The organism is Bacillus sp. 522_BSPC, assembly GCF_001076885.1.
Classification (GTDB): Bacteria; Bacillota; Bacilli; order Bacillales; family Cytobacillaceae; genus Niallia; species Niallia hominis.
Genome location: NZ_JVDT01000084.1, coordinates 76468 through 92384, shown reverse-complemented (window position 1 = coordinate 92384; position 15917 = coordinate 76468). Strand labels below are relative to the sequence as shown.

Below are 15917 nucleotides of genomic sequence, written 5' to 3'. Positions count from 1 at the left end.
TTTAAGAATTTCGTCGAAAAAAAACAGAAATGAGGGATTGTTCGGAAATCAATCGGTTTCATTTGTATATTCCTGTAAAAATTCCAGGCATTTCTCCTCTTTTTCTTCCGCCACTCGAAGGATTGTTCCGAATATACGATAAAAAGAGAACCTGAAATAGGCTATACTATTTCAGGTTCTCTTCTTAAATATGATTATTTTCTATCTAATTTAAACAAAAATTTTCATACTAAAACTGCTAGGATTTTATTTAATCCATACTAATTTAGCTTGTTCTTTACTGGATGTTCATTTCTTCCGACCCCTTTGGGATAAGGACGTTTCTCGGTTTACTACCTTCATATGGTCCTACTACTCCGCGAGCTTCCATCTCATCAATTAATCTTGCCGCTCTTGTATAGCCGATACGGAATCTTCTTTGTAGCATACTGACAGAAGCTGTTTGCATTTCAACGATTAATTCCACCGCATCATTATACAATTCATCTTCAACTGCCCCTGTAACTTCGACAATTTCATCAGGAATCATTTCTTCTTGATATTGTGCTTTCTGCTGTCCAATTACAAAGTCAACTACTTCCTCTACTTCCTCATCTGATAGGAAAGCACCTTGCACCCTAACCGGTTTACTAGCCCCATAAGGGAAAAATAACATATCTCCCCTTCCTAATAGCTTTTCTGCTCCACCCATATCTAAAATCGTGCGTGAGTCTGTTTGAGAGGATACGGCGAACGCAATTCGAGATGGTATATTCGCTTTGATAACACCTGTGATGACATCAACAGAAGGACGTTGTGTTGCAATAATAAGATGGATACCCGCTGCACGAGCCATCTGAGCAAGTCTCGTAATGGCATCTTCTACATCAGACGATGCTACCATCATTAAGTCAGCAAGCTCGTCCACAATCACAACAATAAATGGAAGAAGTGGCTGCTTTTCCTGTTCTTCTGCATTAATGCGTTTTATATATTCATTATAGCCTTCAATATTTCTTGTGCCCGTATGGGAGAATAAATCATATCTTCTTTCCATCTCACTTACTACCTTCATCAATGCTTGCGATGCTTTTTTCGGATTTGTCACAACAGGTGCAAGCAAATGAGGCACCCCATTATACACATTCAATTCCACCATTTTTGGGTCAATCATCATCAATTTTACTTCATGAGGCTTTGCTCTCATTAAAATGCTTGTAATGATTCCATTAATGCAGACTGATTTTCCGCTTCCCGTTGCTCCGGCAACAAGTAAATGAGGCATCTTATTTAATTCTGCACATACTGCTTCACCTGTTATATCCCGTCCAAATGCAATCAACAGCTTGGAATCTGGCTTATCATTTTTACTAGATTCCAACACTTCTCTAAGGGAAACGACAGCAACTTCTGAATTTGGCACTTCTATCCCGATTGCTGATTTCCCAGGAATCGGCGCTTCAATCCGAATATCCTTTGCTGCTAATGCTAATGCTAAATCATCACTTAAATTGACAATTTTACTTACTTTTACCCCTTCACTTGGATGAACTTCATACTTTGTTACAGCGGGACCTAAATGAACCTCTGTCACTCTTGCTTTTACACCAAAACTATGAAAGGTTCTTTCTAGTTTAGCAGCATTTGCATGGATTTGTTCATATTCCCCACTCTGATCTGCCTTTCTTGGTAGCTTCAATAGTTTTAATGGAGGAAGCTTATAATCTTTATTTTCTAGTTCTGTAAATGTTATTGGAACAACAACATCCTCTTCATCCAGCGGTTCTTCCGTCTTTGAAACAGGCTCTTCCTGAATGATTTCATCTTGATATGCTCTCTCTGCAAATGTGTTGATAATTGGCTCTTGTATGTAGGGCTCTTCTTCTTGCGGAGTATTCACGATAATCTGCGGACTCGTATTTTCCTCCTGCTGATTGCTTTCTTTCTTTGCTTGTTTATCCGCTTGGCGTTTTTCCTTATTTTTTTGCATGGATTCTTTCCAATCTTTCAAATCCTGCACAAACGCCGACCATTGATCCTGAATAAAATTCCAAATACCTGATAATACCTTTTTAAAGGCACCACTTAAAGTTTTGCCTGTCAATAAGATAAAGCCAATCACAATCACAATAAAGCTGATGATTTGTGTACCTACTGTATCAAATAAATAATGGAATAGGGCAAATAAAACGGCTCCTATCATTCCACCACCAAGATCAATATTCGTAGCTTGTTTATCTACTTCCATCCAAAATAATTCCCATGTGTTATAAATTACACTTGGATTCGTAAAAGCTCCTTGACTGGCCAACAGTTTAAATAATGTCACATGGCTTAATAACAAAATAGCTGCAACAATTAAATAGATGCCATTCAATTTAGTATGAAACATATATGGTTTTTCTCGTTTCCACATTAAATAACCACCGTATACGATTAGTCCAATCAGACAAAGCATATACCACTCTCCGAAGAAGAAACGGAAAAAGGATACCATTGTTGCACCAACTGCACCAAGCTGTAGAATGGAGATAAAACTCAACGCCATAATGACAAGTGCTGCAAGTTCATATTGTATTGTTAATTTTAGCGCTTGTTTTTGTCTTTTTTTTCTTCTCTTCCTTTTCGCCATTTTATATCACCTAATATAATCATTTGTAATAAAGAAGCAGCCTTTAGGCTGCTTCTTTATTGATTACTATATTATACCATAGTTTAGAAAAAACAGATTATATGTTTGGAATTTTTGTTCCGGGCTGCATGCCTATATGGAGAAAATGACTAGGGTCAGTGCTAAGCACTCTCACCACTTCTAATTCATTTGCTTCATTTTTTGCTACTAATATAGGTATTCCATTATAATTTATAACTTGTTGCTTTTCATATATGTCTTGACTCATTGGAAAAATCAATTCTTCTGGCATCATTGTATACATAATCATTGAATAATCCCTTCTGTCTGTTCTTTATTTGCATCAATTAACTCATTGAGCTTTTTCATTGCATTTCCTACCCCACCAACATCATCTATAAGCCCCGAAGTAACAGCATCTATCCCAATTACATTTGTTCCAATATCTCTTGTTAAATTACCTTTTGCAAACATAAGATCTTTGAAATCTTCTTCGGTTATTTTGGAATGTTTTGTAACAAAATTAACGACTCTTTCTTGCATTTTATCTAAGTACTCAAATGTTTGAGGAACTCCAATAACGAGCCCTGTTAATCGTATTGGATGAATGGTCATCGTTGCTGTTTCTGCAATATAAGAATAATCACAAGATACAGCAATTGGTACACCGATAGAATGTCCCCCTCCTAAAACAAGAGAAACAGTTGGTTTAGAAAGAGATGCAAGCATTTCGGAAATAGCTAACCCAGCTTCTACATCTCCTCCAACTGTATTTAAAATAACCAGTACCCCTTCGATTTTCGGGTTCTGTTCAATTGCAACAATTTGCGGAATTAAATGCTCATATTTCGTCGTTTTATTTTGAGGTGGTAATTGTAAGTGTCCTTCAATTTGACCAACAATCGTTAAACAATGTATTTTGGAATCCTGAGAAAGCTGTGGGACATTGGTTTGACCCAACTGTTGGATTTTTTCCATTAAACCACCTGTTGGTTTATCCTCTTTCGGCTGTTCTTCAGGCTGATTATTATTTACTGAAACCATGATGTTCTCCCTTCCTAAAACCATAATAATATTAGTATGAAGCGAGAGACACTATTTCATGCGGTTGAAATCAAAAGACAAATCGGGTTTATAGTAATGATGGAAGGAACAGCATTATAAAAGGGGTTATTTGAATCAATAGACGGGGAGCATTGCTATGGATGTATTTTTATAGGGAGGGCTTGGAATAGTGGAGGGGTTTTAGCTATTATGAGCACTGCCTTTTTCTGGATGTCTCGATATTATGTGGTTAGATTTTCTTGATGAACACCATTTTATCTCACCTCTCACCACATAATGGTTTTCATCTGCCTTTTGAACACCTCTTTTTCTTTCTTCTCTCCATATTAAAGCGTTCATCTCTTTATCTGTTTACTAAGCCATTCCTCCATTACAAAAAAACAGCCCCCTAACAAAGGAGGCTGTAACTTTTATTTTCTAACTGGTTTTACTTCCATAATAATCGGCAGAATCATTGGTCTGCGTCTTGTTTTTTCATATAGGAATTGGTTTAATGTGTCTCTTATATCTTGCTTTATACCAGTCCAGTCAAAACTGTCCTTGCTGATGCTTTTTTCGACAATATCTCTTACTCGGTCAGACGCTTCTTCAAGTAATTTCTCTGATTCGCGAACATATACAAATCCTCTTGTAATAATTTCTGGACCAGCAGAAATCTTTCTCTCTATCTTATTTAAAGTTACGACAACTGTTAAGATACCATCCTGTGACAATAGCTTACGATCTCTTAGGACAATATTGCCGACATCGCCAACACCACTGCCATCAATTAATACATTGCCTGCTGAAATCTTTCCACCCACTCGAAGTGTATCTTCTTTGTATTCAAGAACCTCTCCTTGTTCAGGAAGATAAATATTTTGAGGAGCAACCCCACATTCGACCGCAATTTTTTCATGGGCTTTTAATAAACGATATTCACCATGGATTGGCAAGAAAAATTTCGGCTTCATCATATTAATCATGAATTTTAATTCTTCTTGGCTGCCATGATTGGAGCTATTAAATGTTTTATAGCCTGCAAGAAGTGTTGCACCAGCTCTATATAGTTTATCAATTGTTTTTCCGACAAACACTTCACTGCCTAAGAAAGAAGATGCTGCAAATAACACGGTATCCCCTTGCATAATGCTCACTTGCTTATGATTTTTTCTCACCATTTTTTGTAGGGCTTCAATTGGCTCCCCTTTTGTTCCAGTTGTGATAATGACCATTTGATCCTGTGCATACGCTTGAAGCTCATTATAGGTAACGATTGTTTCCTCATCTACTACTAAATACTGGTTCTTTATCGCAATCTGCAATACTCTTTGTAAATTTTTTCCGATAATGGCAACTTTGCGATTCGTTTTCTCTGCAGCGTCAATGATATGCTGAATTCGATTTAAGTCTGTTGCAAAACACGCTGCAATGACTCGGCCGTTAGTTTGTAAAAAGGCGTCAATTAAGCTTTGCGTTACGACAAAGTCTGTAGTTGAATAGCCTGGTTTATCTGCATTTGTACTATCAGATAATAATGCTAAAACGCCTTCTTCTCCAATTTTTGCCATCTCACCATACTCGGGCTTATATAAATCACTTGCTGTCTGGTCAAATTTGAAATCTCCTGTATGTACGATTGCACCTTCTGATGTATGAATAACGATACCAATACTATCTGGGATACTATGATTCGTCTTAAAGAAGGACACTTTTGATGAAGCAAACGTAAGAACTGATTTAGAGGTAATAATTTCAAATTGTGCTTGTCCTTTGAAATCCTGCTCTTTCATCTTTTCCTTTGTTAGTTCAGCTGTTAAAAACGTCGTAAAAACGGGCACGTCCAAATCTCTTAATATATAAGATAAACCTCCTATATGGTCTTCATGTGCATGGGTTAAGAAAATCCCTTTTACTCTGTCTTTGTTTTGCTTTAAATACGATATATCCGGAATAACGATATCAATCCCCAGCATTTCATTTTGTGGATACATTAATCCAGCATCAATTACAAATATGTCTTCATCTACTTCGACTACAAACATATTTTTTCCGTTCTCGCCCACTCCACCGAGTGCAACGAGCTTTATTTTTTCATTCTTCATAAATTTTTGTTTCCTCCTATGTTGAGTTAAGCCGACCATTGATCAGTTATGCTTATTATACTTGATGTTTAAAAATGTTTACAACCAATTTTATGAAATCTTCTTTTTTAAAAATGTTTTTTTCAGAAAATAAAGCAATTCCATTATTTGATTTTTCCTTATTTTATCGGCTTTTCCATAGTAACTTAATCATCTTTTAACGCTCATTTGACTTGAATTTAAAAATAGAAATAATGATTACGACAAAGAAACAAGCTAAACACGCCATGATGCTAATTCGATTTGCTTCATCAAACAGGAAACTGATACTAATAATAGCTAAACAAATAACCGTAATTATAGGTATGTACGGATATCCCCAAATTTTAAAGCTTGGTTCAAACGGATAAGATTTTCGAAGCTTTACTTGGGCTAAACAAATAGTAATCCAAACAATCGAAACGACAAAACCTGGGAATGCCATAAGCAAAGCGAATACTTCCTCTTGCTTTACTAACGCAATCATGGAGCCAGCAATTAAAATAATAGCTGTAAGCATTAAACTATATAAAGGAACTCCATTTTTATTTACCTTGCTGAACGCCTTTGGTCCTTGTCCTTCTAACGCAAGAGAATACATCATTCTTGTACAACCATATATACCCGAATTTGCCGCAGATAACACCGCAATAATCAAGACAAAGTTCATAATATGAGCTGCGCCAGATAATCCTGAAATAGTCAGCACTTGTACAAATGGACTAGAAGCATCATTTAGCTTATTCCAAGGAATAAGACCACAAATAATTAATATTGGTAGTGTGTAAAATAATATGATTCGTAAGATAAAGCTTTTAATTACTTTCGGTAGTATTTTCTCTGCATCTTTTGCTTCTGTTACGGTAACCCCAATAAGTTCAGAGCCACCATAGGAAAACATAACAATTAATAATGCTGAAAAGACAGGCATCCAGCCATTTGGGAAAAACCCACCGTTTTCTGTGTAATTTTGCAAATAATTGGTTTCGCCAGATGGAATAATACCGAATAAAACAGCTGCTCCTAGAATAATAAAGAGAATAATCATCCCAATTTTAATTCCTGCAAACCAAAACTCAAATTCACCATAATTTTTCACATTCATTGTATTTACAGCGATTAAAATAATGGAACAAATAATGCTTAATATCCAAAGTGGTACGTCTGGTAACCAAAATTGTAAAAAGCTTCCGGCTACAACAACCTCAATCACGCATACAGCAAGCCATAAAATGCAATACATCCAGCCAATGATGAATGCCATTCGATCGCCAAAAGCTTTTCCGATAAAGCCTTTCATATTTGTATTTGGATAAATAATCGCCATTTCCGCAATGCTTCCCATTACTACGAGTAATAATAGCCCTGCAAATATGTATGTAAAGATAACGCCTGGGCCAGCAATCGATACGGTTTCGCCGCTTCCTTTAAATATTCCAGTACCAATAGCTCCTCCCATTGCCATTAAACTGATATGTCTTGGCAATAAATTTTTCTGTAACTTATTATTCGTCATACTTTCTCCTCCGTACTTCTTCCATTTACTTGCAATTAAGATTTTTCCATAAATCGAACATTTACTATGTATCCAATCATAATCAATTACTGAATTAGAAACAAGTTCTTCTTATTATGGAATCAAACAAAAAAGTCAGAAGAGCTAGTTATCTCACGGTGGAACGAACCAATTTTAGCATTGGTACATTCTTAGTAATAAGAGATAGCTGAACTCTTCTGACTAGTAACATTCTTTTAACCTTGCAAAACAAGCTGTTTTATCATGTTAATCCTAATTGCGGATAAAGACTAACACCTTATAAAAACTCTGCTAGTTCTTTGCGTTCTTCCTCTGTTAAAGGAACTAATGGTAATCGAACAGAACCAACATCAAATCCTTTTAATTGAAGCGCCGTTTTTACAGGCACAGGGTTAGGTGCTTTAAATAAGGCTAACATAAGCGGAAGTAATTTCTGATGCATTTTTGAAGCTTCCTCTATATTCCCAGCTAAGAAAGAATTCACCATTTCTTTCATTTCTTTGCCGATAATATGGGACGCAACAGAGATTATTCCTGTTCCCCCTACAGATAATAACGGTAATGTTAAACCGTCATCGCCACTGTAAACGTAAAAATCATCTGGGGTTGACGCAATAATTTTCGTGATGTTATTTAAATTTCCGCTAGCTTCTTTTACTGCTACTATATTTTCAATTTCAGACAATCGAATAATAGTATCTGGTTCAATATTAACAACAGAACGACCTGGAATATTATATATCATAACGGGTAGTTTTGTAGATTCTGCAACTGCTTTAATATGCTGAAACAATCCCTCTTGGTTTGGCTTGTTATAGTATGGTCCAACTACCATAACAGCGTCCACACCTGCAAGTTCAGCTTGTTTCGTCAATTCGATGGACTCATATGTGTTATAACTACCTGTTCCTGCAACAATTGGAACTCTCTTTTCCACTACCTTTACCACATGTTTAAATAACGCAATCTTCTCTTGTTTGGATAATGTGGGTGATTCTCCAGTTGTACCAGCTACTACTAAAGAATCCGTTCCGTTTTCAATTAAATGATTAATCAACTGTGTTGTTTTTGGAAAATCTATATGTCCCTTGGCATCAAATGGTGTAATCATGGCCGTTGACACCCTACCAAATAAACCCATCGTTCCACTCCTATTCTCATCTCGATCTTGTCGTATCTATATCTATTCTATTCTTTTTCTAGCTCAAACGCATCATGTAGTACATTCACCGCGTTTACTAAATCATCCTGCTTCACAAGGACCCATATCGTTGCATGGCTATCAGCTGATTGTAGGATTCGAATTCCTTTATTTGATAGTGCCGTCACAATTTTAAATGTAACACCTGGTACACCGGCCATTCCAGCACCAACTACTGAAACTTTCGCACACTCTCTTTCCATAACAGGTTCGTAGCCCATATTTTCAAGAACAGCTATTGCTTTATTGGTCATTTCATTTGTTACGGTATAGACAACACTGTTTGGTGATATGTTGATAAAGTCGACACTTATTTCTTCATTTGCCATTGCTTTAAATACTTGTGCCTGCAAATCATACTGATCTTTTTTTGCAAATACTTTAATCTGTGTTACATTCGCTACATGCGCAATACCAGTAACAGGTCTTTCTTTAATGTCGCTACCTCTGTTCTCTGCATTACTAGATGTAACGAGGGTACCAGTACCTTTTGAATACGTAGAACGAATTCGAATTGGCACCTTTGCCTGCATCGCAATTTCCACTGCTCGCGGATGTATTACTTTTGCCCCTTGGTATGCCATATTACATACCTCTGAATACGTGACCACTGATAATGGTCGAGCATTTTCAGCAATTCTTGGATCAGCTGTCATAATTCCTTCTACGTCTGTGAATATATCAATATATTCTGCGTTTAGGGCAGATCCTAAAGCGGCTGCTGAAGTATCACTTCCGCCTCTTCCTAATGTTGTCGTATCTCCATTTAGTGCTGCTCCTTGAAAGCCAGCTACCACGACTACATCATGGTTTTCCAATTCTTGTAGAATACGGCTGCAGTCCATTTCCATTATTCTTGCATTCGTAAAATCATTATTCGTTTTAAATCCAGCTTGAGCACCTGTCAAAGCTGTAGCTGAAATCTGATTTTCTAGCAATAGCTGTGTGAACACAACACTTGAAATAATTTCGCCGCATGACATTAGCAAATCATTTTCTCTTCTGCTGATACTTGTTTCTGCTCCGCCAACTAATGATAATAGTGTGTCCGTTGCATATGGTTCTCCTTTACGGCCCATTGCTGAAACAACTACAACCACTTTATACCCTTCACTTAATGCATCTTTAATATGATCTTTTGCTTGAATTCGGCTTTTTTCATCTCTTACGGATGTTCCACCAAATTTTTGAACCATTATTTTCACAGTAAACACCTCTGAACACTTTCTAAATGAGTGTAAATATAAGGGTGCCTTTTTCTAGAACAATTGGAGGATTCTCAAAATCCTTAACTCTATAGATTAGATTCACCTCAGACATCATATTACTAGGAGGATCCCTTGTTGTTTGACTCTAGTTAAGCTTTGAGCCATTTAATTGTAGTATTCGTTAAAAAAAGGATCTCTTTCTTCTAAAAATACTCATTTGTTAAGAAAGACAAGATTTTGGAAACGATGCGTATATTGCTGTGTCCAAACTTGTACTTCCTGTATGTAGAAAAATTAGAACTCTACTTACAGGCATTTTCCTGCATTCTAATCCTTTTTAAGTCTTGCCTTTCTTAATTTACTTATACAAGTCCTAATTTAATTAGGCTTTCCGCGATTTGAACAGAGTTCCATGCGGCACCCTTTAATAAGTTATCTGATACTACCCACATATGAAATCCGTTCTTCACGTCTAAATCTTGACGAATACGTCCGACAAAAACATCATTGCTCCCTACACAATCTGCAGGCATTGGATAGATTTGATTATTCGGATCATCCTGTAGCACAATGCCAGGAGAAACTTGTAATAACTCTTTTATTTCTGAAGCTGTTACTTGGTCATTGTCTAATTCAAAATAAATAGATTCAGAATGACCTGTTGCAACTGGTATACGTACACATGTTGCCGCAACTTTTAAGTCCTCTGCATGCATGATTTTCTTTGTTTCGTTAATCATTTTCATTTCTTCATAAGTAAATCCATTTTCAGTGAACACATCAATTTGCGGAACCGCATTAAAAGCAATTTGATAATGTTTCTTATCACTTTTAACTGGAAGAATTTTTGGCTCAAATGCTTCGTTGTTAAGAATCGCTTGCGTTTGGCTATTTAATTCCTCTACTGCTGCTGCTCCTGATCCAGACACAGCTTGATATGTCGACACTAATACTTTAGATAATCCATATTTTTCTTTCAATGGTTGTAGAGCTACGACCATTTGAATAGTAGAACAGTTCGGATTTGCAATAATTCCGTTATGGTTGCGAAGATCTTCTTCATTTACTTCTGGTACTACCAATGGTACATCTTTGTCCATACGGAATGCACTTGTATTATCAACAACAATTGCTCCATGTCTTACCGCATGTGGTGCTAGCTCCTTTGAAACCCCGCCACCTGCACTGAATAGCGCAATATCGATTCCTTTAAAGCTTTCTGGAGTTGCTTCTTGTACAACTATTTCCTTATCTTTATAAAGAACTTTTGTCCCTGCTGAACGTTTTGAAGACAAAAGTGTTAATGTTGAAATAGGAAAATCTCTGCTTTCTAATGTTTTGATCATTTGCTGACCAACAGCCCCTGTTGCTCCAACTACTGCTACGTTATATCCTTTTAATTGATCCATTAATGGTTCTCCTTCCAAAGGCTTTCTCTAATAATCATAGGCTAGCGTCATGCACCGCCTTAAATAATATTATCTATTTTAACATATTCAAGCAGCAATAAAAGAAACTTTTATCAGATTCTTTCAAAAAACACCGATTGGCGCTAAAGAGCTCCAATTGGATTACAAAAAGCGCCTTGTTTTATCGGTGATTATAAAAAAACACTCGTTAATCTAAATATTTCTCTACAATTACTGGCTGAATCTGTTTATATTCTAATGCTGCTTCAATTGTTTCTGCAAGCATAGACATTCTTGCTACCATGGAATTTGGTTTTTTTTCTGGATCATCCTGACCAAATGGGATAAAGAAAATATTCTTTGTTGCCATCAAGCGCATAAGATTCATGCCGTTTAATCCTAATGCATCATTTGTTGATATTCCTAACACAACTGGTTTTTGATTTCTTAATGTAGCTTTAGCTGCCATTAGTACTGCATTGTCTGTCATAGCATTAGCAAATTTGCTCATGCTATTTCCTGTTAATGGAGCGATTACCATACAATCGAGTGGTGCTTTCGGTCCAAGAGGCTCTGCTGCTACGATGCTATCGATTATTGGCTGCCCAGTTATTTCTTCTACTTTGCTAACCCAATCCTTCCCCTTGCCGAAACGAGTATCTGTATTTTTAACATTTCCTGTGACAACTGGTACTACTTCTGCGCCAAGTGATACTAATTTTTCTACCTGTGGTACTACTTCTGCATATGTGCAGTGGGATCCTGAAATTCCAAATCCTATTCTTTTTCCTTGTAAACTACTCATGCTTATTTCTCCTTTCCTTGTTGCGGTTGATCAGCAAGTAATTGAGCTAAGACATCTGCGAGTATATTCCCTGCTGTTTTCGGGGCTACAATTCCTGGTAAACTTGGTGCAAGTAATGCCTTAACCCCTCTTTTTTCTGCATATTGAAAATCCGTTCCACCTGGTTTAGATGCCAAATCGAGCACCAAAGTGTGTAGAGGCATTTTTTCAATGACATCAGAAGTTACGACAAGATGGGGAATCGTATTGATACATATATCGATCTCTTCCACCGCGATTTGTAAATCATCTAAATGTACAGGGCTTAATCCCATTTCTATAATGCGTGCAATATGTTCACTTTGATTAGCTGCAACCTTTACTTTCGCACCTAATGCGTGGAAAGTTCGAGCAACACTCATTCCTACACGTCCTAGCCCTAGCACGATTACTTTAGAACCATGAATCGTTGTATCTGTATGTTGGATTGCCATCATAATCGTACCTTCTACTGTTGGAATGGAATTTAATATTGCTACATCATCTCGATCAAATAATTGAACGAGTTTTCGGTTTGTTTCTTTAATTAGCAAATTTAAATATTCATTCGTTATTCCTGAATATACGGTGCAATGCTCTGGGGTTTTTTCTAGTATTTCTTTTGTTAAAAAAACCTTTTCGTTCGAAAAGATTGTATCAACTTGCCCATTTAAATCGGTACCTTTAACGGGTAAGATAATAGCATCTATTTTCGAAAAATCTACGTTATCGATTTTTTCTTTTGTAGCTCCGGTGAATGCATGGTCTAACTGCTCGAACCCAATTAATGAAAGGATTGCCTCTTGTTCGGTTAACTTGCGAACAATTTCTAGCTGCCTTGCATCACCGCCGATAACCGCGATTTTCATCCCTTTCAGCATGAATATTTCACCTTCTTTTTTTTAAAGATCCTATTTTCATAGCTCGCTACTTCAACATCTTATGTGATTACATATTATTAGGTGAGTAGTTTCGAGGAATTCCTCAATAAGAAGGATTTCTTCTTTATTTAGAACAACTAACTAAGAAGGGAAAGCTTCGTAACCTTCCTGTCCTAGTTTCTAATCGAACTAGCTCGAGCGTCCGCTACTTAAAAGCCTTTTTTACTTCAAAATTTCTCATCTAATTCGATTTATGCATCCCTTTATCTTTCTGTTCTTCATTACCTTCATAAAATAAGTTACCCACGGGAAGTTGTAAAAGCGGATAGAATGGAGGACAAAACGAAACAATGCCATCATTTCGTTGTAGAAAGCAATCTACTAGTTCAAAGGTAGGGGCACAAAAAAACTAGGAATACAGAAATAAATTCTGTTTCCTAGTTTTTATTTTATATATGTAGTGCCATTTATTGAAGTGGTTTTGGCAGTTGTCCGTCTGGGCTGATTAAAGACACAGAGAATGTGTCAGTGAAAATATCTTTTGCCATTTGATCGACATCCGCTTTCGTAACTCGGTCTATATCAGCAATAATATCATCCAAGGAACGATGTTTACCTAATAATAATTCGTTTTTGCCATTTCTGCTCATTCGGCTATTTGTACTCTCTAAACTTAGCATTAAGCTACCTTTCAATTGCTCCTTACTATTTAGAAGCTCCTTTTCAGTAATTCCTTCTTTTTTCAAGGTAGCAAGCGTACTTTGAATCGTATCAAATAGTTCATCTAGCTGTTTTGCTCCTGTACCGCCATATATTGTTACAATCCCGCTATCTTGGTATGCAGAATGATAAGAGAAAACCGAGTAAGCTAAGCCTTTTTGCTCACGAACATCTTGGAACAGTCTACTGCTCATACTACCACCGAGAATATTGTTTAAGGAAACAAGTGTATACATTTTCTCATCGCCCACTTGTAATCCATTAAAGCCTAGGCATAGATGGGCTTGCTCTGTTTCCTTTTTTCGAGAAAAATTATTGGCATGGAAAGAAGGTTTCACAATTTCTATTTCTGATTTACCCGCTTCATATGTTCCAAAATACTTCTCTACCTGGGAAATAAATGTATCTGTAATATTTCCAGCAATCGAAATAACTGTATTATCTGGTGTATAATGATTAAACATATATTCTCTTAACGTATCTCCATTAAAGGTAGCAAGCGTCTCTTCTGTACCTAAAATTGGATAGCCTAATGGATGTTTATCATAGATTGCCTGACTTAATAAATCATGGACAATATCATCTGGTGTATCATCATACATCTTAATCTCTTCATATACAACATTTTTCTCTTTCTTTAACTCTTCTTCATCAAAAGTTGAGTTAAAATACATGTCTGCTAACACTTCTAATGCCATATCAGCATGTGTATCCAACACCTTTGCATAATAGCAAGTATATTCCTTTGAAGTAAAAGCATTTACTTGACCACCAATACTGTCAAATGATTCTGCTATTTCTCTTGCACTACGTGTTTTTGTTCCTTTAAAAAACATATGCTCTAAAAAATGGGATACACCATTATTTTTTTCATCCTCTTTCCGTGATCCTGTTCCTATCCATACGCCAATAGCTACAGAGCGAACGGTTGGAATGTTTTCCAATACTATTCTTACTCCATTTTGGCAAGTATATCTTTTGATCAATTATGTTCCTCCTGTTCTTCTACCAAGTTGTTAAATATAGCTGCGACTGCTAGTATATCTTATTCCTCTTATTTTTTCCAAAACATTGTTTGATTATAATCATAACATAGGAAGGTTTAAAAGATGAATAACGTTTCATTCCCGTATGAAGAGAAGATAAGTATGTTATTTTTACTTTTCGTATGCTCCCTGTTGATTTCCGCTTTACTGGCGCCGCTCCCATTTCCTTCATTCCCGAAGAAACTATTCCTTACACATCCATTAATTCAAGCCTTCATAAAAATAAAGCAACAGCATTTAAAATACATTTCATCTTATAGAATACTATAAGATGGATGGAACTACTATTTTTTTGTATTATAGCTTTCCCGCTCCTCACTAAGCATGTCACTAACCGTATCAATTTTATACCCTTTATTCTCAATTTCAATAATTAATCGCTCGAGACTATTTGTCGTTACTTCTGTAGGGTGCATGAGGATAAGTGCCCCATTATGGATTTTTGCAAGAACTCGATTAAGCAATGTATCTGGGCTTGGTTTTTGCCAATCGATTGTATCTACAGACCATATTACTGTTTTCAACTTCTGCTGATCTGCAATCTTTACTACTTCATTATTAAAATATCCGCTTGGTGGTGCTAACAACGTGACTTGCTCTCCTGTTGTTGCTTCTATCACATCATTTGTTTTAACTATTTCCTCATGAATTTTGCTGCTACTAATTTTACTCATATCAGGATGTGTATAGGAATGATTTCCGATTTCATGCCCAGCTTCTGCAATCATTTTTGCAAGATCTGGGTTTTTTTGAACCCATCTACCCTCTAAGAAAAAACTAGCCTTCACATGATGTTTTTTCAAGGTAGCTAGAATATCAGGCAAAAATTCATTGCCCCATGCTACATTTATAATAAAACTAACTGTCTCTTTGTCTGGATTTCCTTTATAAATAGGAGCAGGCGGCAAATCAGCTAAAGTAATTTCTGGTTTCACTTGTTGGAAAACTAATTTTTGTTCATTGAATTTCTTCTCTTTTTTCATATTTTTATATGATGCATCTATATCGACCTTTAGCCCGTTTAATCCAGGAATTGCTTTCCATACTGGATCTAACTTTGCATCTATTGGTGCTTTTTCAAACTCTTTTGCTTTTTCACTAATAGTTGTGTATAAGGAACCATTTGCTGTTACGGTTACTGATTTTTCTTGCAAGGTGCTAACATATGTATCTGCTAAAGGATTATTAACTAAAAACCAAGAGACAACAACAATCCCTACTAGTGAAACTATTTTCTTCATCACCTTCCCCCCCTAGTTATTACAATATGATAATCAAGGACAAGGTAGAACGCAGAAATATGGACATTGCTTA

Annotated in this window: 12 protein-coding genes; all 12 read right to left on the bottom strand. The window is 36.3% G+C overall.

What is annotated here, in order from left to right:
- Window positions 1–277: 277 nt before the first annotated feature.
- Window positions 278–2611: an FtsK/SpoIIIE family DNA translocase gene (locus ADJ83_RS06745; RefSeq protein ID WP_031534590.1), complete on the bottom strand. Its 2334-nt coding sequence runs from the start codon at window positions 2609–2611 to the stop codon at window positions 278–280.
- 97 nt (window positions 2612–2708) lie between these two features.
- A complete protein-coding gene (locus ADJ83_RS06740; RefSeq protein ID WP_031534588.1) occupies window positions 2709–2921 on the bottom strand; it encodes a YlzJ-like family protein in 213 nt (70 codons plus the stop codon).
- Window positions 2918–3655, bottom strand: a complete 738-nt coding sequence (locus ADJ83_RS06735; protein WP_031534587.1) for a ClpP family protease — start codon at window positions 3653–3655, stop codon at window positions 2918–2920. Before ADJ83_RS06735 ends, ADJ83_RS06740 begins: the two co-directional genes overlap by 4 nt.
- A gap of 431 nt (window positions 3656–4086) precedes the next feature.
- Complete coding sequence (locus tag ADJ83_RS06730; protein ID WP_031534585.1) at window positions 4087–5760, bottom strand: ribonuclease J; 1674 nt, start codon at window positions 5758–5760, stop codon at window positions 4087–4089.
- 196 nt (window positions 5761–5956) lie between these two features.
- Entirely contained in the window at window positions 5957–7294 is a 1338-nt protein-coding gene (locus ADJ83_RS06725; protein WP_031534583.1) for an amino acid permease, read from the bottom strand.
- 298 nt (window positions 7295–7592) lie between these two features.
- Entirely contained in the window at window positions 7593–8456 is an 864-nt protein-coding gene (gene dapA, locus ADJ83_RS06720; protein ID WP_031534581.1) for a 4-hydroxy-tetrahydrodipicolinate synthase, read from the bottom strand.
- 47 nt (window positions 8457–8503) lie between these two features.
- The gene (gene dapG, locus ADJ83_RS06715) at window positions 8504–9721 is read right to left on the bottom strand and encodes an aspartate kinase (RefSeq protein WP_031534580.1); all 1218 of its coding nucleotides are present in this window, start codon (window positions 9719–9721) and stop codon (window positions 8504–8506) included.
- Window positions 9722–10086: 365 nt separating this feature from the next.
- Window positions 10087–11133, bottom strand: coding sequence for an aspartate-semialdehyde dehydrogenase (asd, locus tag ADJ83_RS06710; protein WP_031534579.1), 1047 nt, complete (start codon window positions 11131–11133; stop codon window positions 10087–10089).
- A 208-nt stretch (window positions 11134–11341) separates the two neighbouring features.
- Window positions 11342–11938, bottom strand: a complete 597-nt coding sequence (gene dpaB / locus ADJ83_RS06705) for a dipicolinate synthase subunit B (protein ID WP_031534577.1) — start codon at window positions 11936–11938, stop codon at window positions 11342–11344.
- Window positions 11939–11940: 2 nt separating this feature from the next.
- Window positions 11941–12837, bottom strand: coding sequence for a dipicolinic acid synthetase subunit A (gene dpaA / locus ADJ83_RS06700; protein WP_031534575.1), 897 nt, complete (start codon window positions 12835–12837; stop codon window positions 11941–11943).
- A 467-nt stretch (window positions 12838–13304) separates the two neighbouring features.
- A complete protein-coding gene (locus ADJ83_RS06695) occupies window positions 13305–14543 on the bottom strand; it encodes a M16 family metallopeptidase (protein WP_031534573.1) in 1239 nt (412 codons plus the stop codon).
- Window positions 14544–14887: 344 nt separating this feature from the next.
- On the bottom strand, window positions 14888–15844 hold the full coding sequence (locus ADJ83_RS06690) for a polysaccharide deacetylase family protein (protein WP_031534572.1): 957 nt from the start codon (window positions 15842–15844) through the stop codon (window positions 14888–14890).
- Between the last annotated feature and the right edge of the window lie 73 nt (window positions 15845–15917).